Raw genomic sequence first — 26,349 nt, 5'->3', positions numbered from 1 at the left:
TAGGGGGCGAATGCCGGCCCCCCACGAGATTTTTAACCTGAATCGGTTTAGTTACACTGAATGATGGCTCGACCGCGAACGCCACCACTCAGAAGTTTTTCGGCTACATTAATGGCCTCACTGAGCGGGTAAACGCTGGTCAGACTATCCAGTTTGGACTCAGGCAAATACTGTAACGCCTGTTGCCATATCACTGCTCTTTTCTCTTTCGCGAACATGACACTATCGACCCCCTTCAGCGTGACACCACGTAGAATAAACGGAGCCACATTACTCATCAGATCCATACCCTGCGCCATCCCACAGGCCGCAACAATACTGCCATAACGTACTCCAGCACAGGCGTTGCAGAGCGTGTGGCTACCTACCGTATCGATAGCAGCAGCCCAACGTTCTTTCTGTAACGGTTTGCCAGGACTGGAAAGTTCGGTACGATTAATGATGTCATTAACCCCGACGGTTTTATAAAGCCATTCAGCTTCTTCCGGTCTACCTGTCGATGCAGTCACGTGGTAACCCATTGATGCAAGGATCATGGCGGCAATGCTACCAACGCCTCCGCTGGCGCCCGTAACCAGTACCGTGCCATCTTCAGGCTTAACGCCATGTTTCAGCAGCGCGTCGACGCATAACATCGCGGTAAAGCCAGCAGTCCCGATTGCCATTACGTGTTTACTGTTTGCACCAGCCGGAAGCGGCGTCAGCCAGTCCCCCTTCACTCGAGCTTTTTCGGACAACCCGCCCCAGTGCTTTTCCCCAACACCCCAGCCAGTCAACAGAACCTTATCACCAACCTGATAATCAGGATGTGAACTTTCAGACACCGTACCGGCAAAATCGATACCCGGCACCATCGGGAAATGGCGGACAATCGGGCCACGCCCAGTGATGGCCAGCGCATCTTTATAATTGATTGATGAATAGTCAATATTGACAGTCACATCCCCCTCAGGCAGCTCGTTTTCTGTAACTTCAGCGAGCATTGCAGTATAAATATCTTCTTTCTTATTGATTAATAAAGATTTAAACATCTTCACCTCGTATATCCGGTTATATGACCGTCAGTATTCAGGAGTATAATAAAAATATTGACCGATCGTCTAAAAACTAATGAAACTATCCCACTATTTTGTCGACATTCAAGAATTATCCTGTAAACCATTACTTTTTCAGATGTGCTTTTGACCCATATCAAAATGAGGCCTGATTCCGCAAAGCACGCTGGTGTTGATGCAAATCCTGTTACAGCCATCCAGTGGATCAGAAATCAGTCCAGTAGATGGGCATGTTACTTGTGTTGTTGTACCAAACGCGTTTAGGGGGAGAGATTTAGAAATGCTAGACCTTGAATCACTGCTGAGAGGTTACGATTTATTTGCTGGGCTGCGGCGGGATAAGGTTCTACATAAAACTACAAACAAAAAACCTCCAACTAAGGAGGCTTTTATGCTGCATGTTATGCAGGATAGAATCAAAATAATTTATGACTCATTGACTCTATTGAATGTGTGGCGGAGGAGTAGAGATTCGAACTCTAGAACGCTTTCGCGTCGCCGGTTTTCAAGACCGGTGCCTTCAACCACTCGGCCACTCCTCCGCAATGACGCGCACTATAAACAGTATGCCGCACGTTGTAAAGCCGCGTTTTGGTCAACTGCTTAAAAAATAGATGATAAGCCGTTGAAAGCATAGAAAATCAACAACGGTGCTGTAAAAACGTACGTTTCGCTTTATTTCACACCGCCACTCTGAATCTTTCGTCATCAAATGAACCTCAGACACTTTTATCTCGCTGTTGTCTGTCTATTTTTCGCCATGTCCTTTATCGTAAGAGTAATTTGATGCCCACATTTTTATTTGCGAGACAACGATGACCTACCGAGTAATTGCACTTGATCTTGATGGTACGCTACTGAATCAACAGAAAAAAATCCTGCCCGAATCCCTTAGCGCACTCGCGCTGGCCCGCCAGCAAGGCATAAAAGTGATGATTGTCACCGGACGCCACCACTCGGCAATCCACCCTTTTTATCAGGGATTGCAGTTGGATACGCCCGCCATCTGCTGTAACGGTACCTATGTCTATGATTACCAGCAGGGTCAGGCATCGCATACCAATCCGCTCTCTGTCGAACAGGCAAAAAATGTCATCACGCTGCTAGAAGAATTTGATATTCATGGGCTGATGTATGCCGATGACGACATGTATTACCAGTATCCTACCGGCCACGTAGTCCGCACGCAGGCATGGGCGGCTAACCTGCCAGAACGGCAGCGTCCTCGTTTCGCTCAGGTGGAAAATCTGGTGCGTCAGACCGAAGCGTCTCACGCTATCTGGAAATTCGCGACCACACACGCCGATGTCCCTACGCTGAACCATTTTGCCGCAGAAGTAGAAAAACAGCTCGGACTGGCCTGCGAGTGGTCGTGGCAAGATCAGGTTGATATCGCCCAAACCGGCAACAGCAAAGGCAAACTGCTTCAGCAATGGCTTGGCGAACAGGGCATCAGCATGAAAGATGTCGTGGCATTCGGCGATAACTTTAACGATATCAGCATGCTGGAAGGCGTAGGATTAGGTGTCGCCATGGGCAACAGTGCCGACGAAATCAAAGCGCGTGCCGATCTGGTGATTGGCAGTAATGAGGAACCCAGCATCGCCGATGTCATCCGCACCCGCATTCTGGCATAACCAAGGATGATGCCATCAGGCGAGTGAGTCGTGCCTCACTTTGCCTGATGGCGCTTGACTATCAAGCTGACTTACAGCGCATTGCCCAGCACCTGCCGCAGGTACGCCCCCGCCCCCATTAATCCCGGCTGCTCATGGGTAATCAGGTACACGGGGATATCCTGCATATAGCTTTTGAACCGCCCTTTGTCTTCAAAAGCCGCCCGAAAACCGGAGGCTTTAAAAAACTCAAGAAAGCGCGGAACAATGCCGCCAGCAATATACACGCCACCGAATGTGCCTAAATTTAACGCCAGATTGCCGCCAAAGCGTCCCATGATGACGCAAAATAGCGACAGCGCACGGCGACAGTCCACATCCGTATTGTTGACAGCACGATCGGTAATATCTTTCGGTTCCAACTCCTCTGGCGTGCGGTCATCAGACAGCACCACGGCACGGTAGATATTTACCAGCCCCTGTCCGGAGAGTATGCGTTCAGCAGAAACATGCCCGAGCGACTGGCGCAAAACAGAGAGAATGTTGTCTTCTTCATCGCTATTCGGCGCGAAGTCCACATGACCGCCCTCACCCGGCAGGCTAATCCATTGATTGGCGGCATGGACCAGATGGGCAACGCCTAACCCCGTACCTGCGCCATAGACCGCAATGGGTTTGCCTGGCACAGGCTCCCCGCCGCCAAATTGGAGCAAATCGGTGTTAGCCATCACCGGCACTGCCATGGAAACGGCGGTAAAATCGTTGATGACCTCAAAATGGCGTAGACCCAGACTCGCTTTCATTTCTGCGATGGAAAATGCCCAGGTGTGGTTCGTCATCGCCACCCAGTCACCGGTAATCGGGCAGGCAATCGCGATACAGGCATCCAGCACCGTGACCTGCCGTGAATCGAGATAATCACGAATGGCCCCTTCCAGAGAAGGAAAATCCAGCCCAGAATAGGTCTCGGTTTGCGATAATTCCCCCGTCATGGCGTCACACAGCGCCAAACGCGTATTGGTGCCGCCGACATCGCCCACTAGAACAAAGTGCGTCATTCTTCTTTTCCCCTCAAGCAAAGCAGATACCCGATCATTGCGCGAAAACAGCCAGCTACGCTATGGCTATATAACTTTCTAGTGATAAGGATCTCATTTATGGCTAAAAGCTGCGGTTAAGTTAAAAGTAATCGATTACATTTAGAAAACACAAATTGTAATCGATTACTTTTAAGAGGGATACCACATGGTTTCTTCATCTGAAAACACAGCTACCAAATCGTTACAGCCGGCCTTCGTCGTTCCCAGACTGTCACTCATGATGTTTTTAGAGTTCTTCATCTGGGGCTCATGGTCTGTCACCCTAGGCCTGGTGATGACACAGCACAACCTGGCCGCCATGATTGGCGACGCCTTCTCTGCTGGGCCAATCGCCTCCATCCTGTCGCCGTTTGTACTAGGCATGGTGGTTGACCGCTTCTTCCCATCACAGAAAGTCATGGCGCTGCTGCACCTGATCGGCGCGGTCATCCTGTGGTTTGTGCCTACCGCGTTAGTCAACGAAGATGGCTCACAGCTGCTGATCCTGCTGTTCGCCTACACGTTGTGCTTTATGCCAACGCTGGCGTTAACTAACAACATCGCGTTCCATAACCTGAGCAACAGCGAGAAGAGCTTCCCAGTTGTGCGGGTCTTCGGCACCATCGGCTGGATCGTCGCCGGTGTCTGTATCGGGATGGCGGGCATCTCCGCAAGTGTCAATATCTTCTACGTCGCGGCCGCTTGCTCTGCCATTCTGGCTGCCTACAGCCTGACGCTGCCGCATACCCCTGCCCCCGCAAAAGGCATGCCGCTGGCGCTGCGCGATCTGTTCTGTGCTGATGCCTTTGCGTTGCTGAAGAAAGGCCACTTCCTAGTGTTTGCCATCTGCGCCATGCTGATCTCTATTCCACTAGGCACCTACTACGCTTATACCGCATCCTTCCTGAGCAATGCGGGTATCAGCGACGTCAGCACCGCGATGTCATTTGGTCAGATGTCTGAAATCGTCTTCATGCTGATCATTCCTCTGCTGTTTAGAAAGCTGGGCGTGAAATACATGCTGTTCATCGGCATGCTGGCGTGGTTCGTACGCTATGCCCTCTTCGCGATGGGCGTGAATGAAGAAACCCGCTGGTTGCTCTACATCGGTATCCTGCTGCACGGTGTGTGCTATGACTTCTTCTTCGTCATTGGTTTCATCTACACCGACCGCATCGCGGGAGAGAAAATCAAAGGTCAGGCACAAAGTCTGGTGGTCCTGTTCACCTACGGTATCGGCATGCTGCTCGGGTCACAGGTTTCCGGTGCAATTTATAACCGTCTCTTCGACAACGGCACGTTAAATGCGCCTGAAATCTGGGCGACATTCTGGTGGATCCCTGCGGTTGCCGCAGCCATCATCGCCGTCATCTTCCTCTTCTCCTTCAAATATAAAGAAGAGCGGGCCTAATTATTTGAGACAGATTATTTAACGAGAAAATGGGATGAGGTCGCCTATGGCACCTCATCCCACTGCATTCTCCGCTATCGCAATCGTGCAACGGTATTCATGACCACACCCGTTGCCAAAGGAGGTAATAATGAAGACGTTAAAAGGACCGGGTATTTTTCTCGCCCAGTATATTGGCGATCAGGCTCCCTTTAACACGCTGGAAAATCTGGCGCAATGGGCAGCCGGATTAGGCTTTAAAGCGCTGCAAATTCCCTGTAACCATCCACATATTTTCGATCTGGCCACGGCCGCCGACAGCCAAACTTACTGTGATGAGGTGAAAGGCCTGCTGGCACAGCACGGGCTGACCATCAGCGAACTGTCGACCCATCTGGAAGGACAGCTCGTTGCCGTCCACCCTGCGTATGACGATGCTTTTGACGATTTCGCACCACCGGCTTACCGCCGCAATCCGCCAGTTCGCCAGCAGTGGGCTATTGCGGCAATCAAGCAGGCAGCAAAAGCGTCTTCACGCTTAGGCCTAAGCGCTCATGCTACGTTTTCCGGTGCGCTGGCCTGGCCCTATTTTTACCCTTGGCCACCGCGTAAAGAAGTCATGATTCAGGAAGCCTTTAAAGAACTCGGCCGCCTGTGGACGCCGATTCTCGACTGTTTCGACGAGCACGGCGTGGATGTGTGCTACGAGCTGCATCCGGGAGAAGATTTACACGACGGCGTAACCTTTGAACGCTTCCTTGATGTCGTCAACCACCATCCGCGCGCCAACATTCTTTACGATCCCAGCCATATGCATTTGCAGCAGATGGACTACCTCGGCTTTATCGATCGCTACCATGAGCGAATCAAAGCATTCCATGTGAAAGATGCGGAATTTACCGCATCAAGTAAAAGCGGCGTGTATGGCGGCTATCAGTCGTGGGCAGAACGCGCTGGGCGTTTCCGTTCACCGGGAGATGGTCAGATCGATTTCGGCGGCATCTTCAGCAAACTAGCCCAATACGACTACGACGGTTGGGCGGTGCTGGAATGGGAATGCTGCCTGAAAGACAGCAACTGCGGGGCGAAAGAAGGGGCCGCATTCATCAACCGCCACATTATTCCCGTCGCAGGACGCGCTTTTGACGATTTCGCTGCGACCAGCGACGATCGCCCGTTGGTAAGAAAAATGTTGGGATTAAAAGAGGAGAACGCAGAATGATTCGCGTTGGCATTATTGGTTCCGGTTTTATTGGCCCAGCACATATAGAGGCGATTCGTCGCCTTGGCTTCGTTGAGGTGGTGGCGCTGGCAGAAAACTCGCTCGATCTGGCGCAGCAAAAAGCCCGCCAGCTCAATATTCCTCATGCCTACGGCAGCGTCGCTGAGTTGTTAACTCATCCACACCTCGACGCGATCCACAACTGCACACCAAACCATCTCCATGCGGCGATCAATAAGCAGATTATTCAGGCCGGCAAGCACGTCTTTTCGGAAAAGCCGCTGTGTATGACCAGTGAAGAAGCGCGTGAACTGGTGGCGATGACGGAAGAAAAAGGTGTTGTTCACGGCGTCAGCTTTGTCTATCGCCAGTTTGGCATGGTGCAGCAGGCTGCCAGTATGATTAGGCATCAGGAGATCGGCCGCGTCTTTGCGGTACACGGCGGCTATCTGCAAGACTGGATGCTGCGCGACACTGACTATAACTGGCGTGTTGAACCGGAGTACGGCGGTGTTTCCCGCGCAGTGGCCGACATCGGCTCGCACTGGTGCGACACGGTGCAGTTTATTTCCGGCCGGAAAATTGTCGAAGTCTTTGCCGATTTAGCCATCGTCCACCCGATCCGCAAATCCAATAGGAACGGTGCGGCCACGTTTTCGTCATCTGATGCGCCACCCGAGTACGACGACAAGCCGGTCAAAACCGAAGATTACGCGACGGTTTTACTGCGTTTTGATGATGGCAGCCGCGGTTCCTTTACCGTTTCTCAGGTCAGCGCTGGCCGGAAAAATCGCCTGACGTTTGAAGTGAATGGCAGTGAACAATCGCTGGCGTGGGATCAGGAAACGCCGCAGCAGCTGTGGATCGGTCATCGTGATAAACCGAATCAGGTGTTGTCGGACGATCCTGGATTACTGAACCCAGAAGCTGCCGCTGCGGTCCACTTCCCCGGTGGGCATATCGAAGGCTGGCCGGATGCGTTCAAGAACATGATGGCGAATTTTTACGCCTATCTGCGCGACGGCAAACGCCCAGGCGTCGATCCGTGCAACTTTGCCACCTTCTACGACGGCGCGAACATCATGTTCATCATTGATGCCATCGTACAAAGCCATCAGCAGCAAACATGGGTGAAGGTCGCTAATTAAGGCATCAGGCCGTTCATTCTCTTATGTTATTCATCCCGCAGGTGCGACGCCTGCGGGATGCAGCCAGAGATATTTATGGTAATCTGCTCAGCTAAGCATAAGTAGCGTGAGTGCCTTCTGAATTATGTCGATTCAAAAAATAGCACGGATAGCGGGTGTTTCGGTCGCCACCGTTTCACGGGTGTTGAATAACATTGATACCGTGAAGCCGCAAAACCGGGAACGTGTTCTCAATGCGATAAAAAGCAGCAACTATCAGCCGAACTTACTGGCCCGCCAGCTGCGTACCGCACGTAGCCATATGCTATTGGTCATGGTTTCCAACATTGCCAACCCCTTCTGCGCCGATGTGGTGAAAGGTATCGAAGCGGAAGCGGAAGAAAACGGCTACCGCATTCTTCTGTGTAATTCAGGTGCCGATATTGTTCGCGCCCACTCCAGCCTGCAATTACTGTCCGGTAAAATGGTCGATGGCGTAATCACCATGGACGCGATTTCAACGCTTTCCGCGATTCAGGACATGATTGGCACCGCCCCTTGGGTACAGTGCGCCGAGCATGATGATACATCTGCTATTTCATCCGTCGGGATTGATAACGCCGAAGCGTCCCGTTTCGTGATTAATCACTTTATTGGCAAAGGCCGCCGCCGTATCGCCATGATTAACCACGATATGAATTATCTCTACGCCCAGCAGCGAGAGAAAGGTTATCGCGACGCTCTCGCGGAAAATGCGTTTGATTACGGCAAAGTCGAATACGCCAGCACCTTGAGCTACGCAGGCGGCAAGGCCGCAATGAGCGCGCTGCTTAACGATCCAGAGCGGCCAGATGCCGTCTTTGTGGTGTCCGATACGTTGGCTGCGGGTGCACTGTCGGCAATCTGCGAGGCGGGGCTGAGTGCGCCGCAGGATATTGCGGTGATCGGTTTTGACGGCTCGGAGCTGGGTTACATCACTTCGCCTCAGCTCAGTACCATTCAGCAGCCGTCCGCGCATATCGGCAGAGAAGCCGTGAAGCTGCTATTGCAACAGATTGACCAGCCTGACAGCAAAACAGAAAAACGCTTACTGAAATGGACGTTTGTCGAACGGGCATCCAGCTAGCCCACGCAACATTTACCTTTCGCGGTCCCATTTCTGACCACCTGCGGCTCGCTGACCGCAGGTGGATAGCGATTCCTTACTTACTTTTCACCTTACTCAGCTTTTCATACAGAGACTGGTAAGCAGCGGAAATAATGGCCTGCGGATCTTTCGGTAAGTCATGTTCAGCAACAAACCACTGAGCACCCGCCTTAGACGCAGCAGGAAGAATCTCTTCCCACGCCAAAATGCCCTCACCAGGTGGGGCAAAGTTCATTTCATCATCGCGGATGCCGATGGAGGTATTATCTTTCGCATGAATCGAGTAAATACGCCCTTTGTACTGGCGCAGGAGACGCACAGGATCCTGTCCTCCGCGAGATACCCAGGCAACATCCATTTCCAGCATCAGGTTCTCTGGCTCTGCCGCATCCATCATGATTTCCAGCGCGGTTTTACCGCGATACTTCTTCATCTCGAAATTATGGTTGTGATAAGCCAGCTTCATGCCCTGCTTCTTCAATTCACGTCCAAGATCGTTCATTTCCACACCAAAACGCTGCCATCCCTCTGCGCTATTCGGCCGATCTTCAACATTGAGCCACGGCACAATAATCATGCGGTTGCCAATCGCTTTATTAAAGGCGACAACTTCATCCATGTTATTCTTCAGTTCGCCAAACTGGACATGCGCAGCAATGGCCTTCAACTGATATTTTCCCAATAATCCCTTCATTTCTGACGCGCTCACACCGTGCGTCCCCACCAGCTCTACGGCCTTAAACCCAGCCTGACGCGCCGCAGAAAATTGCTCATCAAGCGTATTCAGGCTACGCAGTGTATACATCTGCAACGCTATTTTCTGATTTTCTGCTGGACGCTCGGCAAGCGCCAAACCTGATGAAACCATTAATAACAGCGGTATGGCGAACGCTCGGCGCAATAACGTCATACAAGGCATGTCCTTCTCCTCTTCTCTCTTAGCACAGGTGAAAACAAAAAAGTAATCGATTACTTTTTATAATGAAAAAATAACAACGCGGGAATAATTTATCTGACTACCTTGTTTACGCGGTAGAAAAAACGAATTGAAAATCACTCTCAATACTCGTTTTGTTATCTTAGTCACAGAATATAGACTGATTCACGAGATAGACCGAGCGATATGAACGGCTGTTCCATCACTCGGCCTGTGCTTACGCCGTAATCGACACGCTCTTAATCTGCGCGTAGATCGTTTGCCCAGGATGAAGTAGGAGATCGTCCCGTGCCCACGGCGTAATACGGGACCACAGCATCTGCTGACCAACCTCAAGTTTTACTTCAACCTGTCCGTCGACATCAATGCACTCCACCACGCTGGCACGCAGCACATTACGGATGCTGCTTTTTTCTGGCGGCTGTAGCACCAGAGAAACATCAGCGGCATTCACGCGAATGCGTAATGCGGCGTCCTGCGGGAGTTCGACTTTTCCGACCCACACCTGCTGGTCGCCTAATGCCAGCGCCGTCATCGCGTAATGCTCATGTTGAGCCAACACGCGCGCACTCAGAATGCTGCTCTGTTCGTCTTTCGCTAACCAAGGGCGTAGTGCGCTGCTGGCCCACACCTCTTCCAGCACACCCTGTGCTTTCACTTTGCCTTTATCAAGCACCACGACATGATCGGCTAACCGGACAATCTCTTCCAGACTGTGGCTGACATACAAAATCGGGATATTGACCTCTTTCGCCAGACGCTCCAGATACGGCAACAGCTCGCGCTTTCTGGGTAAATCCAGCGACGCCAGCGGTTCATCCATAAGCAGCAGTTCCGGCGCAGTCAGCAATGCCCGGCCAATCGCAACACGCTGTTTTTCGCCACCGGACAGCGTCCGTGGATAGCGATTCAGCAGCGCTTCAATACCCAGTAAATTGACGATGTCATCGAACTGCGATTCCATGGTCTCAGCCATACCGTAACGTAAATTGCCACGTACGCGATAGTGCGGAAACAGGCGAGCGTCCTGAAATACATAGCCGATTCGGCGCTTTTCCGGTGGAAGAAAAATACGCTGCTGAGTATCCACCAAGACATGATTATTGAGCATAATCCGTCCGCTATCCGGACGAGTCAGGCCAACAACGGCATTGATGAGCGAGGTTTTCCCTGCGCCAGACACGCCGAAAATCGCGGTAATCCCGTTCGCGGGCAGTTCAGACTGAACGCGGAGTTCGAGGTTGCCCAGTTGTTGATGAAAATCGAGTTGCAGCATTATCCCCCCAACCGCTTGCGGCTCCAGTTTGTTAACCATTCTGATGCCAACAGCGCAGCCAGCGACAAGACGATGGCAATGATACACAGCCTTGCTGCATCAGCCTCCGCGCCGGGCGTTTCAATCAGGGTATACATCGCCAGTGGAATGGTTCGGGTTTCACCGGGAATGTTAGAAACAAACGTAATGGTCGCGCCAAATTCACCCAGCGAACGGGCGAACGCCAATACGGTTCCGACAACAATGCCGGGAAAAGAGAGAGGTAATGTGATGGTGAAAAATACACGCCAGGGTGTGGCACCCAGTGTTCGGGCAGCCTGTTCCAGATGCTTATCGACAGCATCCAGTGACAGCCGAATCGCTCGAACCATCAGCGGGAACGCGACAATCGCCGACGCTAATGCGGCACCGCGCCAGCTAAAACTAAAGCTGAAGCCGAACCAGTCATAGAGCCAGGAACCGATTACGCCGCGTCTTCCCATCGCCACCAGCAGCAGATAACCAATGACCACTGGCGGCAGCACCAGTGGTAAATGGATAATGCTATCTAACAGCGATTTGCCGGGGAACCGACAGCGCACCAAAATCCACGCCATCAGTATCCCAAACGGCAAGCTGCACGCCACAGCCAGAACGGAAACTTTGAGGCTCAGCTCAACCGCCTGCCACTCGTAATCACTCAGCATCATTAACGCGGCGCGAAGCCGTAACGTTTAAATACCGCTGCCGCTTCCGGCGTTTTCAGGTAGTCATAAAACCCGGTAACCGCTGGGTTTTTATGTTCTTTTACGATCGCCATCGGATATTCGACAGGCTTGTGGCTCGTTGCCGGGAACGTACCGACGACCTTAACTTTGTCGCTGGCAACCGCATCAGAACCGTAAACAATGCCTAAAGGTGCTTCTTCACGCTCCACCAGCGCCATCGCTGCACGTACGTTATTGGCGCGCGCCATCAGCGGGGAGAGTCCATCCCAGGCTTTCAGATTCTGTAACGCTTCTTTGGCATAGATGCCGGCAGGCACATGATCCGGGTCGCCAACGGCCAGACGTCCGCCTTTCAGAAGGCTTTTCCAGTCGGTTTTATCATCAATAGTGAGATTTTTCTGCGCACTGGCCTTCGGCGCAATCACCACCAACTCATTGCCCAGCAGCGTGTGGCGCGTGGTGGTATCCATCAGGTTTTTGTCCTGCGCGTAGTCCATCCACTGTTGGTCAGCAGAAATAAACAGATCGGCAGGTGCACCTTGCTCAATCTGGCGCGCCAGCGTTGAAGAGGATGCGTAAGACGCCACGACGGCAACGTTTTTCTCTTTCTGATATTGCGTGGCGATTTCCTGCAACGCATTCGTCAATGATGCGGCGGCGAATACAGTAACTTTATCTTCTGCTGCCGCAGGCAGCGCCATTCCTGCACTGAGGGTCAGTGCGGCAAACCATTTTAACCATTGCTGCTTCATTCTTGTCTCCTGACAATTATCGCTATGTAAATAATGATATAACGAATTATGAAGCCATGTCATGCGCTTTAAAGAGGTATATATCAGGGGGTAGAAAAGAAATGTCCGGCAAAAAAGCCGGACATCAAAATAGAAAAGGATCGTGAATCAGTGCTGATTCTTTGCGCGCTGATCGTCGGAATGACCGATGCTGGACAACACGTTAAATACTTCGCCCAAGCAATAAATCGCGCCCATGATAACCACCATCATCACAGGAACCATGGCAACTGCAAACAGCAGGCTCTTCAACAACTCCAACATGCTTACCTCACTTATTGCAACGGTTACCGCTACTTTAGCCAGTCTAACGTGCTATTTCACTGTAAGCCGAGATCGTCGTAATTGCCACGTAGTCTACCGCAGTAATAGAAAATAGTGCGTCTATTTGTGCGATTTGCCCCTGATGAAGAAAATAGCGACAATACAGAGAAGTAAACTCACCAACGGTGCCCTCACTATGCAGGCTGAAATTCTTCTCACCCTGAAACTCCAACAGCGTTTATTCGCCGATCCGCGGCGCATCGAATTGCTCAAGCAAATTCGTCATACCGGTTCAATCAGTCAGGGCGCCAAGCTGGCAGGGATTAGCTATAAAAGCGCATGGGATGCCATCAATGAGATGAATCAGTTGGCCGAACAGACCATCGTCGAACGTATGACCGGTGGCAAAGGCGGTGGCGGGGCTCAGCTCACCCGCTACGGCGAACGTCTTCTCCAGCTGTACGATTTGCTCGCACAGATTCAGCAAAAAGCCTTTGATGTCTTGCAAGAAGACGGTCTGCCGTTAGATAGCCTGCTGGCAGCCATCGCGCGTTTCTCACTGCAAACCAGCGCCCGTAACCAGTTTTTTGGAACCGTGCTCGCACGCGGTGAAGAACAGGTGCAACAACATCTGGATCTTTTACTCGCCGATGGTAAAACAACGATCAGCGCCCTGATTACACAACAAAGCGCCGAGCGCCTGCAATTACAGAAAGGGAAAGAGGTGTTGGCACTGATTAAAGCACCGTGGATCGATGTGTACGCTACCACGTCCGCCGCGCCTGATGTTGATAACGTCTTATCAGGGCAAATCCAGTCCATTCAACACGGTGTGGAAAACAGCGAAATTCTGATTACGCTGACCGGGGGGGAAACCCTGTGTGCCATGGTACCGAACGCCCTGCTTGAGCAACAAAAGCTGCAACAGGGAACGGACGTGAATGCCTGTTTCAATGCTGACCGGGTCATCATCGCCACGCTTTGTTAATGTCGCTTTAGCGCTATCGCCATCTGACGAAGGATAGAAAATGTCATTGTTAAAAATCACTCAGGGGCTGTTTCGTCTCAGCGACACCCGCATGCTGCATCTGGACGAACTGACGCTCGAACAAAACCAGTGCTGGGCCTTTGTCGGAGCCAACGGAAGTGGTAAATCTGCATTGGCGCGAGCGCTATCCGGCGAACTGCCGCTATTGCGTGGTGAACGAACAACGGGATTCCAACGCCCCGTTCGTCTGTCGTTTGAACAATTACAAAAACTGGTTTCCGACGAATGGCAACGTAATAACACCGATCTACTGAGCGAAGGGGAAGATGACACTGGCCGCACCACGGCAGAGGTGATTCAGGACAGCCTCAACGATCCCGCGCGTTGCCAACAGCTGGCGCAGCAGTTTGGTATTGCACATTTGCTGGAGCGCCGTTTCAAGTACCTTTCTACGGGGGAAACCCGTAAGGCGATGCTGTGTCAGGCGCTGATGCCCCAGCCTGACTTGCTGATTCTCGATGAGCCTTTTGATGGGCTGGACGTTGCTTCTCGCCAGCAGCTTGCTGATGAGTTGCGAAAACTGGCAGGCACGGGTTATATGCTGGTGCTTATTCTCAATCGCTTTGACGACATTCCTGATTTTATCAACCATGTCGGCGTACTGGCAGATTGTACGTTGACCCGCCTCGGCGAGCGTGAAACGATTCTCTCTGAAGCGCTGGTGGCTCAACTTGCTTTTAGCGAAAAGCTGTCAGGGAGCTCGCTGCCAGAACCGGAAGATCCGCGGCGGTATATGACGCTTCCCGCTGACGAAGCGCGTATTCAGTTGCGTAACGGCGTGGTGCAATACAACGATCGCCCTATTCTGCACGAGCTAACGTGGGAAGTGTTGCCCGGTCAGCATTGGCAGATTGTCGGGCCAAATGGCGCGGGGAAATCGACGCTACTCAGCCTGATTACCGGCGATCATCCGCAAGGCTATAGCAACGACCTCACGCTGTTTGGCCGTAAGCGCGGCAGCGGTGAAACCATCTGGGACATCAAGCGTCATATCGGCTACGTCAGCAGCAGCTTCCATCTGGATTACCGCGTCAGCACCAGCGTGCGCAACGTTATCCTGTCAGGCTTTTTTGACTCTATCGGCATTTATCAGGCCGTTTCTGATCGCCAGCGCCACCTGACCGAGCAGTGGCTTATCTTGCTTGGGCTTAATGGCGCGATCGCCGATACGCCATTTCAGTCGCTCTCCTGGGGTCAGCAGCGTCTGACGCTGATTGCCCGCGCGTTAGTCAAACACCCCGCGCTGCTCATTCTTGATGAACCGCTACAGGGGCTCGATCCGCTCAATCGCCAACTGGTGCGACGCTGGCTGGACATCCTCATTGGCGAGGGCGAAACACAGCTTCTCTTTGTCTCTCACCATGCGGAAGACGCGCCAGAGTGCATCACGCACCGGCTCACTTTCGTCCCGCACAACGACATCTATCGCTACCAAATTGATGAGTTGTGTAAATAACGCTTAAAAACAGGGATGATAACGCTACCACAAAATAATATGTAGGGTAGAAAGCCGAGCTCATTTACACTGTAGCCTACGCTTCACTAAATTTATTCGTAAATAAATCATCGATAACAGAGGCAGATTCTCGCTGTAGATCACCTTTTTCAGCGTCTAGCCATGTTATTTTGCAGCATTGCGATAATAGAGGTCATTATGAACGTTCTTGTTACAGGTGGTAGCGGTTACATAGGAAGTCATACGTGCGTCCAATTGCTGGCTGCTGGGCACACGCCGGTCATTCTCGATAACTTGTGCAACAGCAAGGCTAGCGTCGTTAAAACTATTACACGCTTAACCGACAAAACGCCCATTTTTTATCAAGGCGATATTCGCGACAGCGCGCTGCTGGACGATATTTTCGCTAAGCATTCCATTGATTCTGTCATCCACTTTGCCGGCTTAAAAGCCGTGGGCGAATCAGTGCGTGAACCGCTGAGTTATTATGATAATAACGTCTACGGTACGCTCGTGCTGGTAGAGGCGATGAAGAAAGCAGGCGTGAAAAACCTGATTTTTAGCTCCTCCGCCACCGTCTATGGCGATCAGCCGCGCACACCCTATCAGGAAAGTTTCCCGACGGGGCAACCTGCCAGCCCTTATGGCCGTAGCAAGCTGATGGTCGAGCAAATCCTGCAAGACTTACAGCATGCAGAACCGGAATGGAGTATTACGCTATTGCGGTATTTCAACCCAGTTGGTGCCCATCCATCGGGTGAGATGGGTGAAGACCCACAAGGTGTGCCCAACAACCTGATGCCTTACATCGCTCAGGTTGCTGTCGGACGTCGCGACTCGCTGGCGATTTTCGGTAATGACTACCCTACCGCTGACGGCACTGGCGTGCGAGATTACATCCACGTTGTCGATCTGGCTGACGGTCATATCGCCGCCATGAACACCCTGCAAAATCGTGCTGGCGTGCATATTTATAATCTGGGCGCAGGCATAGGCTACAGTGTATTGCAGGTCGTCGAAGCCTTTAGTCAGGCCTGTGGTAAGCCGCTGGCTTACCATTTTGCCCCGCGTCGTCAGGGCGATCTGCCCGCTTATTGGGCAGATGCCGAGCGTGCAGCGAAAGACCTTAACTGGCGAGTCACACGCTCACTGCAAGAAATGGCGCAGGACACCTGGCGCTGGCAGTCCAACCACCCCAATGGGTTCGACGAAGCATAACGGCGTTTTTTCACGCCGAGTGACAAATGAAGGGAAGCGTAGCAGAGCTAATTTCTGCAACCTTCCCCTATTTGAAACTATCGGCCAATCCTCTCTATCTTCTCAGACCTCTACAGGAGCAAGTCATGTTGAATGAAAGTCTCAATTCGCTGGCGCCAGATGGTCAGCCGTTTCAATTAACAACCTTGCAGAATCAGGCGGGCATGCGCGTGCGCCTGATGGACTGGGGTGCAACTTGGCTTTCCTGTGAACTGCCGCTACCAGAGGGTGAGGTGCGAGAAGTCTTATTGGGCTGTGCATCACCCGAGCAGTATCCGCAACAAAGCGCTTATCTCGGTGCATCAATTGGCCGCTATGCCAACCGCATAGCCAAAGCCACATTCAGTCGAGAAACCGAAACGTTCCATCTGGTTCCAAACCAGAACGAGCACCAGTTGCACGGTGGCCCAGAAGGCTTTCACGCCCGTCGCTGGCGAATAGCCAGTCAGGATGCCGCGCAGGTGACGTATCAGTTGCACTCGCCGGATGGCGATCAAGGATATCCAGGGCATCTCAACGTACAGGTGACCTACGCGCTGACCGAACATAATTCGCTGGAAATTTCGTATCAGGCGACCGTAGAGAAAGCCTGCCCCGTTTGCCTGACCAACCACGCGTATTTCAACCTTGATGGCGATCTGACTGACGTCCGTAAGCACCAGTTGCAACTGTTTGCTGACTATTATTTACCGGTTAATAGTTCGGGCATTCCCAACGCCGATCTGACACCGGTAAACGAGACCGGAATGGATTTTCGCCACCCCAAAACGCTGGAAGAAGATTTCCTGCGCGACAGCGATCAAATGGCCGTCGGCGGCTACGATCACGCTTATTTATTGCATCGCACCTGCGGTTCCAGCGAAAATCCGGCTGCTAATTTATGGTCATCCGATGGCCGCGTGCTGATGAGCGTTTTCACCAGCGCCCCTGCGTTACAGCTCTACAGCGGCAACTTTCTGGCCGGAACGCCTTCGCGAAACGGTGGTCAGTATGAAAACTATGCCGGTGTCGCACTGGAAAGTGAATTCCTGCCGGACAGCCCGAATCACCCCGACTGGCCACAGCCCGACTGCTGGCTCAAGCCGGGAAAAGTCTACCGCTCAGATACCACGTACCAGTTTCTCGTTCAGTAACCGAACGGCAAAACATAATTAACCCATTGATAACATTGGCAGATAACTTTCTGCCAATTTACAAAACTATGCTATTCCCCGCTTGCTCCCTTCCCGATCAGACGCATACACTGCCAAAACGTCTAAAAAGGAAATGCCATGTCCGCATCATCACGGTCTCCATTATTCATTCATCATCTGCGCCATAAGGGCAGGTGGGGATGGCTATTGGCGCTGTGCTGGCTTTTCCTGAATGCACAATTGGCTATCGCAGGTCACCAATGCGATATGGTGCTCAGCCAGACCTCGCCCGCTGTCCAGCATCAGGCACATCTGCAACAGGCTGACGTTCATCCATTATCGTCTCACACTCAGCATACGGCTGAAGCGTCTTACACTGCCGACCAGCAAACACCACTGTGCGAAAAGCACTGCATACCGGATAGCGTTAAGCAGGATAACGGTTCGCTGGCATTACTCGCACTGCCGGTCAGCGGTGAGCTGGTTTTAGCAGACAACCCTGTCCCCCTTAATCAGGCATGCGATGCCTGGCTCTCTCCTCCCGCAGTTGGCCCGCCGGCTGAAATCCGCTTCTGTCGATTCAGAGAATAACCCAAGCGATTGATAACCCCTGCGCCAGCGAGCGCAACACCTTGTTTATCAATTATTTTTACACTCCAAATAATTCGAGTTTCAGGACAAAACGTTAGCGTTTTGAACAACGCAAAGCGTTGGCCCGCAGGGCGAGGCTCATTTATGCGCCTCGTAACGCGGCAACCGCGCGAGTCCCGATGAGCTTACTCAAGTAAGTGATTCGGGTGACTGAACGCGGCCAACGCACATGCAACTTGAAGTATTACGAGTATATTGGGATTATTTTTATGCGTATCACTTATCTGGCTTTGATTAGCGGCCTGCTTTTTTCTGTTTCTTTCGTTACTTTTCCCGCGTGGGCAAACGACCACCAGCATCACGCGATGATGCATACCACACCTCCTGCGACCACTCCCGTTGTTTATCAGAGCACCGGGATGGTTAAACAGTGGAACGCCAATAGCGTGACGATCTCTCACGCCCCCATCGCCGACCTAAAATGGCCGGCTATGACGATGGCCTTCACGCTGCCATCAGAGAGAAGAATAGCGCCGTTACCCATCAACACGTCCGTTTCGTTCAGCTTTATCCAGAACGACAACGGCTACATTCTGACCGCGATTACACCACAGCAGCCTTAACCGGAGCACATCATGAACTTATCCAAACACGATGCCGCGCGCGCGTGTCTGGCGATGTTGCTGTGGTTGCCTGCCGCCGTATTTGCGGCAGATCTGAGTCTTGAACAGGCCTTACAGGCGGCGGAACGTTATTCCGCCGATCTGTCCGCCAATCAACACCAGATTAATGCACTACAGAACATGGCCGACTCCGCCACGCAACTCCCCGATCCCAAATTGAAATTTGGTGTAGAGAATTTGCCATTAGGCGGTAACAACGGTAGCCGACTCACGCGTGAAGGCATGACAATGCAACGTATCGGCGTCATGCAAACCTACGTCAGCAGCCGTAAGCGCGATAGTAAGGCGCAGGCTATCCGAGTCGAAGCCGATGTACTGCAAAGCAATAGCGAAAGTATCCGTGCTCGCCTGCAACGGGAAACGGCACAGGCGTGGCTGGATTTGGCACTCTCGCAAAAAGCATTGGCCGACGTCGCTACGCTGGTCAACGAAAGCCAGCGGCAGATCGCGTCACAAAAAGCGAATGTGGCGGCAGGTGGTGAAACCAGTAGCGTACTGGATGCTCGTCTGACGCTGGCAACCATGCAGGATAAACTGGCCGACGCCGAACGAGATACTCAGATCGCGCACGCTCGACTCGTGCAACTGACCGGCATGACGGCCATTAACGTGCACGGCGAGCTGCCCCGTTTTGAACGACTGCCAGCGTCACCAGAAGTGCTGAGCAGTGCCATTCACCAGCACCCAGAAATGCAACAAGCACGGCGTGAAGCCGAACTGGCACAGGCTCGCTCCGCGCAGTCAGCCGTTGCTGCCATCCCTAATGTCGATGTTGAAGTCTATTACGCGAAACGTGGTGACGATTACGACGACATGGCGGGCATGATGGTGACGGTTGATTTGCCGCTGTTCACCTCCAAACGTCAGGACAAGGACTACGCCGCAGACGTCTCGCGCAGTATGGAGGCACGCGACAAAGTCTTACTCATCGAGCGAGAACATCAGGCGCAGCTCGATACGCTGCTTGCCCAATATCACGCCGCACAGTCACGCTGGCAGCGTCAGAGCAACGACGTTCTCCCGCTACAGCAGCAGCGCATCAAGCTGATTCAGGCGCAGTATCAATCCGGCAGCAGTAATCTCGCTGCCGTGCTGGATGCCCGCCGAGCGCTGCTTGAAAGCAGGATCGCGGTTCAGGAGTCCGCCCGAGAGATGGCGCAATATTGGGCCGCCATTCGCTATCTGGCGCCCCAAGGAGGCCCTGCGCAATGAACAAAACCGTAACGAAAAAATCACTGATGTTTAGCCTGATAACGCTGGCTATGCTCAGTGCAGGCGGCGTGGGTTACCTGGTAGGCAAACAGCACGCACCACTTGTTCCCTCTGTCGCAAAGCCGGAACGTACCGTCCTCTATTGGTACGACCCGATGGTGCCGGATAAACGTTTCGACAAACCGGGGAAATCCCCCTTTATGGATATGGAACTGGTACCCCGCTACGCCGATGAAGTACAGGATGATGGCGGTATCACCGTCAGCGCCCGTCAGCAGCAAAATCTTGGCGTTCGTACAGCGCGTGCGGAAATGCGCGAACTTGCCGACCGTAGCACGGGTTACGGCACCGTCGCGATCAACGAGCGCGGATTGCACACGCTCGTCGCGCCCAGCGGTGGCATTGTCGAAAAACTTACGGTTAATGCGCTGCAACAGCAGGTGAAGAAAGGCGAAACGTTGGCCACATTGTGGAACCCAACCTGGGCGGCGGCGCAGCGCGAATATTTGGCAGTGCGGCAGTTGGGTGACGATATCCTTAGCCAATCGGCCCGGCAGCGGCTGTCGCTGCTCTTCATGCCGGAAACGGTGATTCGTCAGGTCGAGCGTAGCGGCAAGCCGCAGGATAGGATGGCCATCACTGCACCGGAAGATGGCTACGTGAACAAGCTCGAAGTACGGCAAGGTATGCAGTTGAGCCCTGCACAGCCGTTATTTGAGCTTGCCAGCCTGAATCCGGTTTGGGTCGATGTCGATTATCCCGAGGCTCAGGCGGCTCAGCTCACGATTGGCAGCGACATCAGCGCCGCCAGCACTGCCTGGCCGGGCAAAACCTTCCACGGCAAAATCAGCGAACTGCTGCCCGTGCTGGATAGCACCACGCGCACGTTAAAAGCGCGTGTTGTACTCGACAACCCACAGCAGCAGCTAAAACCCGGCATGTATCTCACCGTACAGCTTTCTCACGCTCAGGCGCAGCCGCGTCTGGCGATCCCACAGGAAGCACTATTGGTCAGTGGTAGCCAGAATCGGGTCTTGCTAAGCGACGGAAACGGCCATTTTACCCCGCGTAACGTCACTGTGGGTGCGTCGCTAGGCGACTGGGTCGAAATCATCGAAGGCTTAAAGGCGGGCGATAGCGTCGTCACCTCTGGCCAGTTCCTGATTGATTCCGAAGCCAGCCTGCGCAGCGCCTTACCGCAATTTGATGCAGAGACATCAGCAAACCCAGCAACGCCAGCTACCTCGGTTGGCTATCAAACACAGGGCGTCATCAGGGCAATCAACGGCAATCAGGTTACCATTGAGCACGAAGCCGTTCCGGCGCTTAACTGGTCGCCGATGACGATGGATTTCACGCTGCCACCATCAGGGCTGCCTAAGGGCGTGGGGCTCGGCAGCACCGTGCGTTTCCAGTTCAGCATGGACGACAGCGGAATACACGTTCTGCATTTTTCCGCCACTGACGATCCGCATGCCGGACACGGAGGCCATCCATGATTGCCTACGTAATTCGCTGGTCACTCAATAATCGCCTGCTGGTTTTGCTGGCGGCGTTGTTCATGGCGGCGTGGGGGCTGCTTTCCCTGCAAAAAACGCCGCTGGATGCTCTTCCCGATCTGTCTGACGTGCAGGTCATCATTCGCGTCAGCTATCCAGGCAAGGCGCCGCAGGTGGTGGAAAATCAGGTGACCTATCCGCTGACCACCACCATGCTTTCCGTTCCGGGCGCCAAGACGGTTCGGGGCTTCTCCATGTTCGGCGATGCCTACGTCTATGTGCTGTTTGAAGACGGAACCGATCCTTACTGGGCGCGATCTCGCGTGCTGGAGTACCTCAGTCAGGTGCAATCCAGCCTGCCCGCCGAGGCCAAGACCTCGCTGGGGCCGGATGCCACTGGCGTAGGCTGGATCTACGAGTACGCGCTGGTCGATCGCAGCGGCAAATACAGCCTGGCCGACCTGCGCGGGTTTCAGGATTGGCTGCTGAAATATGAGCTGAAAACGGTGCCTGATGTGGCAGAAGTCGCCAGTGTGGGCGGTATGGTCAAGCAGTATCAGATCATCGTCGATCCAGAACGGATGCGGACGCAGGGCATCACCCACCAGCAGATCGTCAGTGCCGTACAGGCAGCCAATCAGGAAAATGGCGGCTCCGTGCTGGAACTGGGTGAGGCGGAGTACATGGTGCGTACCACCGGCTACCTGAAAACCGCGCAAGACTTTAACCACGTGGTGATTACCACCCGCAATGGCATTCCTGTGTTGTTACAGGACGTGGCTACGCTCAGAGAAGGGCCGGAGATGCGGCGCGGCATCGCCGAACTGAATGGTGAAGGCGAAGTGGCAGGCGGCATTATCGTCCTGCGTTATGGTAAAAATGCGCTGAATACGCTGCATGCCGTCAAGGCACGGTTACAGGAGATACAAAAAAGCCTGCCAGCGGGCGTTGAGATCGTCCCAACCTACGATCGCTCTCAGTTGATAGAACACGCTATCGACACGCTCAGCTTTAAGCTGTTGGAAGAGTTTGCCGTTGTCGCCGTCATCTGCGCCCTGTTTTTGTTCCACTTCCGCTCGGCGCTGGTGGCGATTATCAGCCTACCGCTGGGGATACTGGGAGCGTTTATCATCATGCGCTATCAGGGCGTGAACGCGAATATCATGTCGCTGGGCGGTATCGCGATTGCCATCGGCGCCATGGTGGATGCCGCGATTGTGATGATAGAAAACATGCATAAAGTTATTGAGCAATGGCGGCATGAAAACCCCGACAAACAGCCACAGAATAGCGAGTGGTGGCAGTTAGCGGAACGGGCGGCGGTGGAGGTCGGCCCTGCGCTGTTTTGCAGCCTACTGATCATTACGCTGTCGTTTGTGCCCGTGTTCTCACTGGAAGCGCAGGAAGGCCGCATGTTTTCACCGCTGGCCTTTACCAAAACCTATGCCATGGCCGTCGCCGCCGGATTAGGCATTACGCTGGTTCCGGTATTAATGGGGTATTTCGTGCGCGGTAAGATACCGGACGAACAGGCAAACCCGATTAACCGTTGGCTAATTGCGCTCTATCATCCGGTGCTGCAAAAAGTGCTGAGCTATCCGAAGATCACGTTGCTGGTCTCCGGCCTGCTATTGCTGCTGACACTCTTTCCTCTAAGCCGCTTGGGAAGCGAATTTATGCCACCACTGGATGAAGGCGATCTGCTGTATATGCCTTCTACCCTGCCCGGCATCTCCGCGCGTGAAGCGGGTCGCCTGCTGCAACAAACGGATCGATTGATTAAAACAGTGCCCGAAGTTGAATCGGTTTTCGGTAAAGCAGGTCGGGCCGAAACGGCAACCGACCCCGCTCCGCTCACCATGCTGGAAAGTACGATTCGGCTGAAACCGCGCAACCAGTGGCGTGAGGGCATGACCATGGACAAGCTGGTGGCCGAGTTGGATCGCACCGTCAGCCTGCCGGGCATCGCCAACGTGTGGGTGCCACCGATTCGCAACCGGCTGGACATGCTGGCTACCGGTATCAAAAGCCCGGTGGGCATCAAGGTCAACGGCAATAATCTGGCAGATATTGAGCGTACCGCCGAGCAAATCGAGCAGGTGGTAAAACAGGTGCCGGGCGTGACCTCTGCGCTGGCGGAGCGGTTAGCAGGCGGGCGCTATATCGATATTGATATCGACCGGCAACGCGCCGCACGCTACGGCGTGTCCGTCGAAGAGCTTCAGTCGGTGGTCGCGACGCTCATCGGCGGGCAAAATATCGGCGAAACCATTGAAGGTCGCCAACGTTATCCCATTAATATCCGCTATCCACGTGAATTACGCGATTCACTACAAAAATTGCGTGACCTGCCCATCGTGACGGCCAACGGCAGCAGAGTAACGCTGGCAGAACTGGCTGATATTCGCGTCAGTGAAGGGCCACCGATGCTGAAAAGTGAAAACAGTCGTCTGTCGGACTGGATTTATGTCGATCTGCGCGGCCGTGACCTGAAATCCGCCGTTGAAGATATGCAGCAGGCCGTCGCCCAGCAGGTCACGCTGCCGGAAGGAGTGTCGCTGAGTTGGTCCGGTCAGTTTGAGTATCTGGAACGCGCCACGGAAAAAATGAAAGTCGTCGTGCCTTTTACGTTGCTGATCATTTTTGTGCTGTTGTATGTCACCTTCAACCGCATCAAAGATGCGTTGCTGATTATGGCAACGCTGCCCTTCGCGCTGATTGGTGGCGTCTGGCTGCTCTATATCCTTGGCTATAATCTTTCTGTAGCCGGTGCCGTAGGCTTTATTGCGCTGGCGGGTGTCTCGGCGGAATTCGGCGTCATTATGCTGCTGTACCTCAATCATGCGGTGGAAAAACACCGCGTGGCCGGCCAGGCGCTATCGCGCCAGCAGTTAATGGATGCCATCCACGAAGGGGCGGTTCTGCGGGTACGGCCAAAAACGATGACCGTAGCGACGATTATGGCAGGCCTGCTGCCTATTATGTGGGGTGGCGGCAGCGGGTCTGAAATCATGCAGCGGATCGCTGCACCGATGATCGGCGGAATGGTGAGCGCGCCTCTGCTGTCTATGCTGGTGATCCCTGCGGTTTATCTGCTATTGCACAAGGGGGAATCCGGCTTGCTGAAACGGTAAAGCCAGAGCGTGATTTTACGCAAATAACCTGCGGATAAATCACGCTTGCCATCGACTATCGATTGCCGATAACCGTTCTCCGCCCCTATAATGAAATCAGTTATCACAGAAATCTTAGGATAGGAAGGAGTTTAGCTATGGCTGTAACTAAGCTGGTACTGGTAAGACACGGTGAGAGCCAGTGGAACAATGAAAACCGCTTCACAGGCTGGTACGATGTCGATCTGTCCGACAAAGGCCGTTCAGAAGCCAAAGCCGCAGGTCAGTTGCTGAAAGACGAAGGTTTTGCCTTTGATTTCGCGTATACCTCCGTGCTGAAACGTGCCATTCATACACTGTGGAACGTACTGGACGAGCTGGATCAAGCCTGGTTGCCGGTTGAAAAATCTTGGAAACTGAATGAACGCCACTACGGTGCTCTGCAGGGTCTGAACAAAGCCGAAACCGCTGAAAAATACGGTGACGAGCAGGTTAAACAATGGCGTCGTGGTTTTGCAATTACGCCGCCAGAGTTGACGCGTGATGACGAACGTTTCCCAGGCCACGACCCACGTTATGCATCTCTGAGCGACAAAGAGCTGCCACTGACTGAAAGCCTGGCGCTGACCATCGAACGTGTTGTGCCTTACTGGAATGAAACCATCCTGCCACGCATTAAGAGCGGCGAGCGCGTCATCATCGCGGCTCACGGTAACTCACTGCGTGCACTGGTGAAATACCTAGACAACATGGGCGAAGACGAAATTCTGGAACTGAATATCCCAACTGGCGTGCCGTTGGTATATGAGTTCGACGAGAACTTCAAGCCAATCAAACGTTACTATCTGGGCAATGCGGACGAAATCGCTGCAAAAGCTGCTGCAGTAGCAAATCAGGGTAAAGCGAAGTAATTTAGCCCCGAATGAGAAAAGCTCGGCCATTACTGGAATTCTTCAGTAATGGCCGGGTAAAAAAGACAGACATAGTGTTATACCATCTACTTTCGACAGAATACCCTTCTCGATGCGAACACAGCTTTAACGTGTAATGTATCGCTCACCTTAGTCCGTATCGAACAATACCTTCCCGAAACTGTACCGATAAAGAACAAGATAAAACGCATCAGCCACCTGCTGAGTAAATACCTTTCTGCACCGCAGATATATCCACTATTTTTCATACTATTACAGCATTACTGACCCGCACCGTTGATGGTATGTAATTGCTGTTAGCTGGAGTGGTTTATCCCCGCGTGTGCGGGGAACACATAGACTCCCCGCGATCGCTGGTTGTCACATACGGTTTATCCCCGCGTGTGCGGGGAACACCCATTAAAGCACCTGTTATTACTGTGTATTGGCGGTTTATCCCCGCGTGTGCGGGGAACACCGGGAATTACTGCCCGGAGCAGGTTCGACATTCGGTTTATCCCCGCGTGTGCGGGGAACACGCCTGGTATCATGTATTGACGGCCGTTGCTCGCGGTTTATCCCCGCGTGTGCGGGGAACACACAGTTGTGTCTACAGCATGAGACAACGTCTTCGGTTTATCCCCGCGTGTGCGGGGAACACGCAAGACTGTAATGTTATGCTTTTTGCAATACTCGGTTTATCCCCGCGTGTGCGGGGAACACTTCGTTGCTGTTTAAAAACCACTTGAAAAACTCGGTTTATCCCCGCGTGTGCGGGGAACACGTGGTTTATCCAGGTGCGCAAATGAGTTTCACGCGGTTTATCCCCGCGTGT

Annotated in this window: 22 protein-coding genes, 1 tRNA gene and 1 CRISPR repeat array; of the genes, 15 read left to right on the top strand and 8 right to left on the bottom strand. The window is 53.0% G+C overall.

All coding sequences use genetic code 11. The features are described 5' to 3' along the window. Positions 1 to 47: 47 nt before the first annotated feature. Positions 48 to 1,031 carry an MDR family oxidoreductase gene (locus H0247_RS10155; RefSeq protein ID WP_180742417.1) on the bottom strand — a complete coding sequence of 328 codons (984 nt, stop codon included), beginning with the start codon at positions 1,029 to 1,031 and terminating at the stop codon, positions 48 to 50. A gap of 478 nt (positions 1,032 to 1,509) precedes the next feature. Then, positions 1,510 to 1,597: transfer RNA gene (locus tag H0247_RS10150), tRNA-Ser, on the bottom strand. Between the two features lie 273 nt (positions 1,598 to 1,870). Here H0247_RS10150 and H0247_RS10145 point away from each other — a divergent pair. Further along, on the top strand, positions 1,871 to 2,692 hold the full coding sequence (locus tag H0247_RS10145) for a pyridoxal phosphatase (RefSeq protein ID WP_180742416.1): 822 nt from the start codon (positions 1,871 to 1,873) through the stop codon (positions 2,690 to 2,692). 71 nt (positions 2,693 to 2,763) lie between these two features. Here H0247_RS10145 and glk read toward each other — a convergent pair whose 3' ends face one another. After that, positions 2,764 to 3,729 (bottom strand): glucokinase, encoded by a 966-nt coding sequence (gene glk / locus H0247_RS10140; RefSeq protein ID WP_180742415.1) that lies wholly within the window; start codon positions 3,727 to 3,729, stop codon positions 2,764 to 2,766. 187 nt (positions 3,730 to 3,916) lie between these two features. Between glk and H0247_RS10135 the strand changes: the two genes are divergently transcribed. The 4 genes from H0247_RS10135 to H0247_RS10120 all read left to right on the top strand — a co-directional run bounded on the left by H0247_RS10135 (position 3,917) and on the right by H0247_RS10120 (position 8,615). Next, positions 3,917 to 5,161: an MFS transporter gene (locus H0247_RS10135; RefSeq protein ID WP_180742414.1), complete on the top strand. Its 1,245-nt coding sequence runs from the start codon at positions 3,917 to 3,919 to the stop codon at positions 5,159 to 5,161. Positions 5,162 to 5,291: 130 nt separating this feature from the next. Then, entirely contained in the window at positions 5,292 to 6,362 is a 1,071-nt protein-coding gene (locus H0247_RS10130) for a sugar phosphate isomerase/epimerase (protein WP_180742413.1), read from the top strand. Beyond that, on the top strand, positions 6,359 to 7,510 hold the full coding sequence (locus H0247_RS10125; RefSeq protein ID WP_180742412.1) for a Gfo/Idh/MocA family protein: 1,152 nt from the start codon (positions 6,359 to 6,361) through the stop codon (positions 7,508 to 7,510). The genes H0247_RS10130 and H0247_RS10125 overlap by 4 nt, the downstream gene beginning before the upstream one ends. 124 nt (positions 7,511 to 7,634) lie before the next feature. Then, positions 7,635 to 8,615 (top strand): LacI family DNA-binding transcriptional regulator, encoded by a 981-nt coding sequence (locus H0247_RS10120; RefSeq protein WP_180742411.1) that lies wholly within the window; start codon positions 7,635 to 7,637, stop codon positions 8,613 to 8,615. Between the two features lie 76 nt (positions 8,616 to 8,691). Here H0247_RS10120 and H0247_RS10115 read toward each other — a convergent pair whose 3' ends face one another. From H0247_RS10115 to H0247_RS10095, 5 genes are all read right to left on the bottom strand, one after another. Continuing rightward, positions 8,692 to 9,555, bottom strand: coding sequence for a sugar phosphate isomerase/epimerase (locus tag H0247_RS10115; protein ID WP_180742410.1), 864 nt, complete (start codon positions 9,553 to 9,555; stop codon positions 8,692 to 8,694). 235 nt (positions 9,556 to 9,790) lie between these two features. Next, a complete protein-coding gene (modC, locus tag H0247_RS10110) occupies positions 9,791 to 10,849 on the bottom strand; it encodes a molybdenum ABC transporter ATP-binding protein ModC (RefSeq protein ID WP_180742522.1) in 1,059 nt (352 codons plus the stop codon). Next, positions 10,849 to 11,538, bottom strand: coding sequence for a molybdate ABC transporter permease subunit (gene modB, locus H0247_RS10105; RefSeq protein WP_180742409.1), 690 nt, complete (start codon positions 11,536 to 11,538; stop codon positions 10,849 to 10,851). The genes modC and modB overlap by 1 nt, the downstream gene beginning before the upstream one ends. Then, positions 11,538 to 12,308: a molybdate ABC transporter substrate-binding protein gene (modA, locus tag H0247_RS10100; RefSeq protein ID WP_180742408.1), complete on the bottom strand. Its 771-nt coding sequence runs from the start codon at positions 12,306 to 12,308 to the stop codon at positions 11,538 to 11,540. The genes modB and modA overlap by 1 nt, the downstream gene beginning before the upstream one ends. Positions 12,309 to 12,455: 147 nt before the next feature. Beyond that, positions 12,456 to 12,611: an AcrZ family multidrug efflux pump-associated protein gene (locus tag H0247_RS10095; RefSeq protein ID WP_180742407.1), complete on the bottom strand. Its 156-nt coding sequence runs from the start codon at positions 12,609 to 12,611 to the stop codon at positions 12,456 to 12,458. Positions 12,612 to 12,807: 196 nt separating this feature from the next. Here H0247_RS10095 and modE point away from each other — a divergent pair, with 196 nt between their 5' ends. From modE to gpmA, 10 genes are all read left to right on the top strand, one after another. Continuing rightward, positions 12,808 to 13,599, top strand: a complete 792-nt coding sequence (gene modE / locus H0247_RS10090; RefSeq protein WP_180742406.1) for a molybdenum-dependent transcriptional regulator — start codon at positions 12,808 to 12,810, stop codon at positions 13,597 to 13,599. A gap of 40 nt (positions 13,600 to 13,639) precedes the next feature. Then, complete coding sequence (gene modF, locus H0247_RS10085) at positions 13,640 to 15,115, top strand: molybdate ABC transporter ATP-binding protein ModF (RefSeq protein ID WP_180742405.1); 1,476 nt, start codon at positions 13,640 to 13,642, stop codon at positions 15,113 to 15,115. 198 nt (positions 15,116 to 15,313) lie between these two features. Further along, positions 15,314 to 16,333 (top strand): UDP-glucose 4-epimerase GalE, encoded by a 1,020-nt coding sequence (gene galE, locus H0247_RS10080; RefSeq protein ID WP_180742404.1) that lies wholly within the window; start codon positions 15,314 to 15,316, stop codon positions 16,331 to 16,333. Positions 16,334 to 16,458: 125 nt separating this feature from the next. After that, complete coding sequence (gene galM / locus H0247_RS10075) at positions 16,459 to 17,505, top strand: galactose-1-epimerase (RefSeq protein WP_180742403.1); 1,047 nt, start codon at positions 16,459 to 16,461, stop codon at positions 17,503 to 17,505. 138 nt (positions 17,506 to 17,643) lie between these two features. Then, the gene (locus H0247_RS10070) at positions 17,644 to 18,096 is read left to right on the top strand and encodes a hypothetical protein (RefSeq protein WP_180742402.1); all 453 of its coding nucleotides are present in this window, start codon (positions 17,644 to 17,646) and stop codon (positions 18,094 to 18,096) included. Between the two features lie 269 nt (positions 18,097 to 18,365). Beyond that, the gene (locus H0247_RS10065) at positions 18,366 to 18,719 is read left to right on the top strand and encodes a copper-binding protein (RefSeq protein WP_180742401.1); all 354 of its coding nucleotides are present in this window, start codon (positions 18,366 to 18,368) and stop codon (positions 18,717 to 18,719) included. Between the two features lie 12 nt (positions 18,720 to 18,731). Next, on the top strand, positions 18,732 to 19,991 hold the full coding sequence (locus H0247_RS10060) for a TolC family protein (protein ID WP_180742400.1): 1,260 nt from the start codon (positions 18,732 to 18,734) through the stop codon (positions 19,989 to 19,991). Beyond that, on the top strand, positions 19,988 to 21,490 hold the full coding sequence (locus H0247_RS10055) for an efflux RND transporter periplasmic adaptor subunit (protein ID WP_180742399.1): 1,503 nt from the start codon (positions 19,988 to 19,990) through the stop codon (positions 21,488 to 21,490). The genes H0247_RS10060 and H0247_RS10055 overlap by 4 nt, the downstream gene beginning before the upstream one ends. Continuing rightward, positions 21,487 to 24,624, top strand: a complete 3,138-nt coding sequence (locus H0247_RS10050) for an efflux RND transporter permease subunit (protein ID WP_180742398.1) — start codon at positions 21,487 to 21,489, stop codon at positions 24,622 to 24,624. Before H0247_RS10055 ends, H0247_RS10050 begins: the two co-directional genes overlap by 4 nt. Positions 24,625 to 24,761: 137 nt before the next feature. After that, positions 24,762 to 25,514 (top strand): 2,3-diphosphoglycerate-dependent phosphoglycerate mutase, encoded by a 753-nt coding sequence (gene gpmA / locus H0247_RS10045; protein ID WP_015839535.1) that lies wholly within the window; start codon positions 24,762 to 24,764, stop codon positions 25,512 to 25,514. A gap of 327 nt (positions 25,515 to 25,841) precedes the next feature. Beyond that, positions 25,842 to 26,298: direct repeats of the CRISPR family, unit length 28 nt; unit sequence GGTTTATCCCCGCGTGTGCGGGGAACAC. Positions 26,299 to 26,349: the final 51 nt, after the last annotated feature.

The sequence above is a fragment of the Pectobacterium sp. CFBP8739 genome (genome assembly GCF_013449375.1).
In the GTDB taxonomy this organism is placed as follows: domain Bacteria; phylum Pseudomonadota; class Gammaproteobacteria; order Enterobacterales; family Enterobacteriaceae; genus Pectobacterium.
This window is presented reverse-complemented; position numbering and strand designations above follow the sequence as displayed.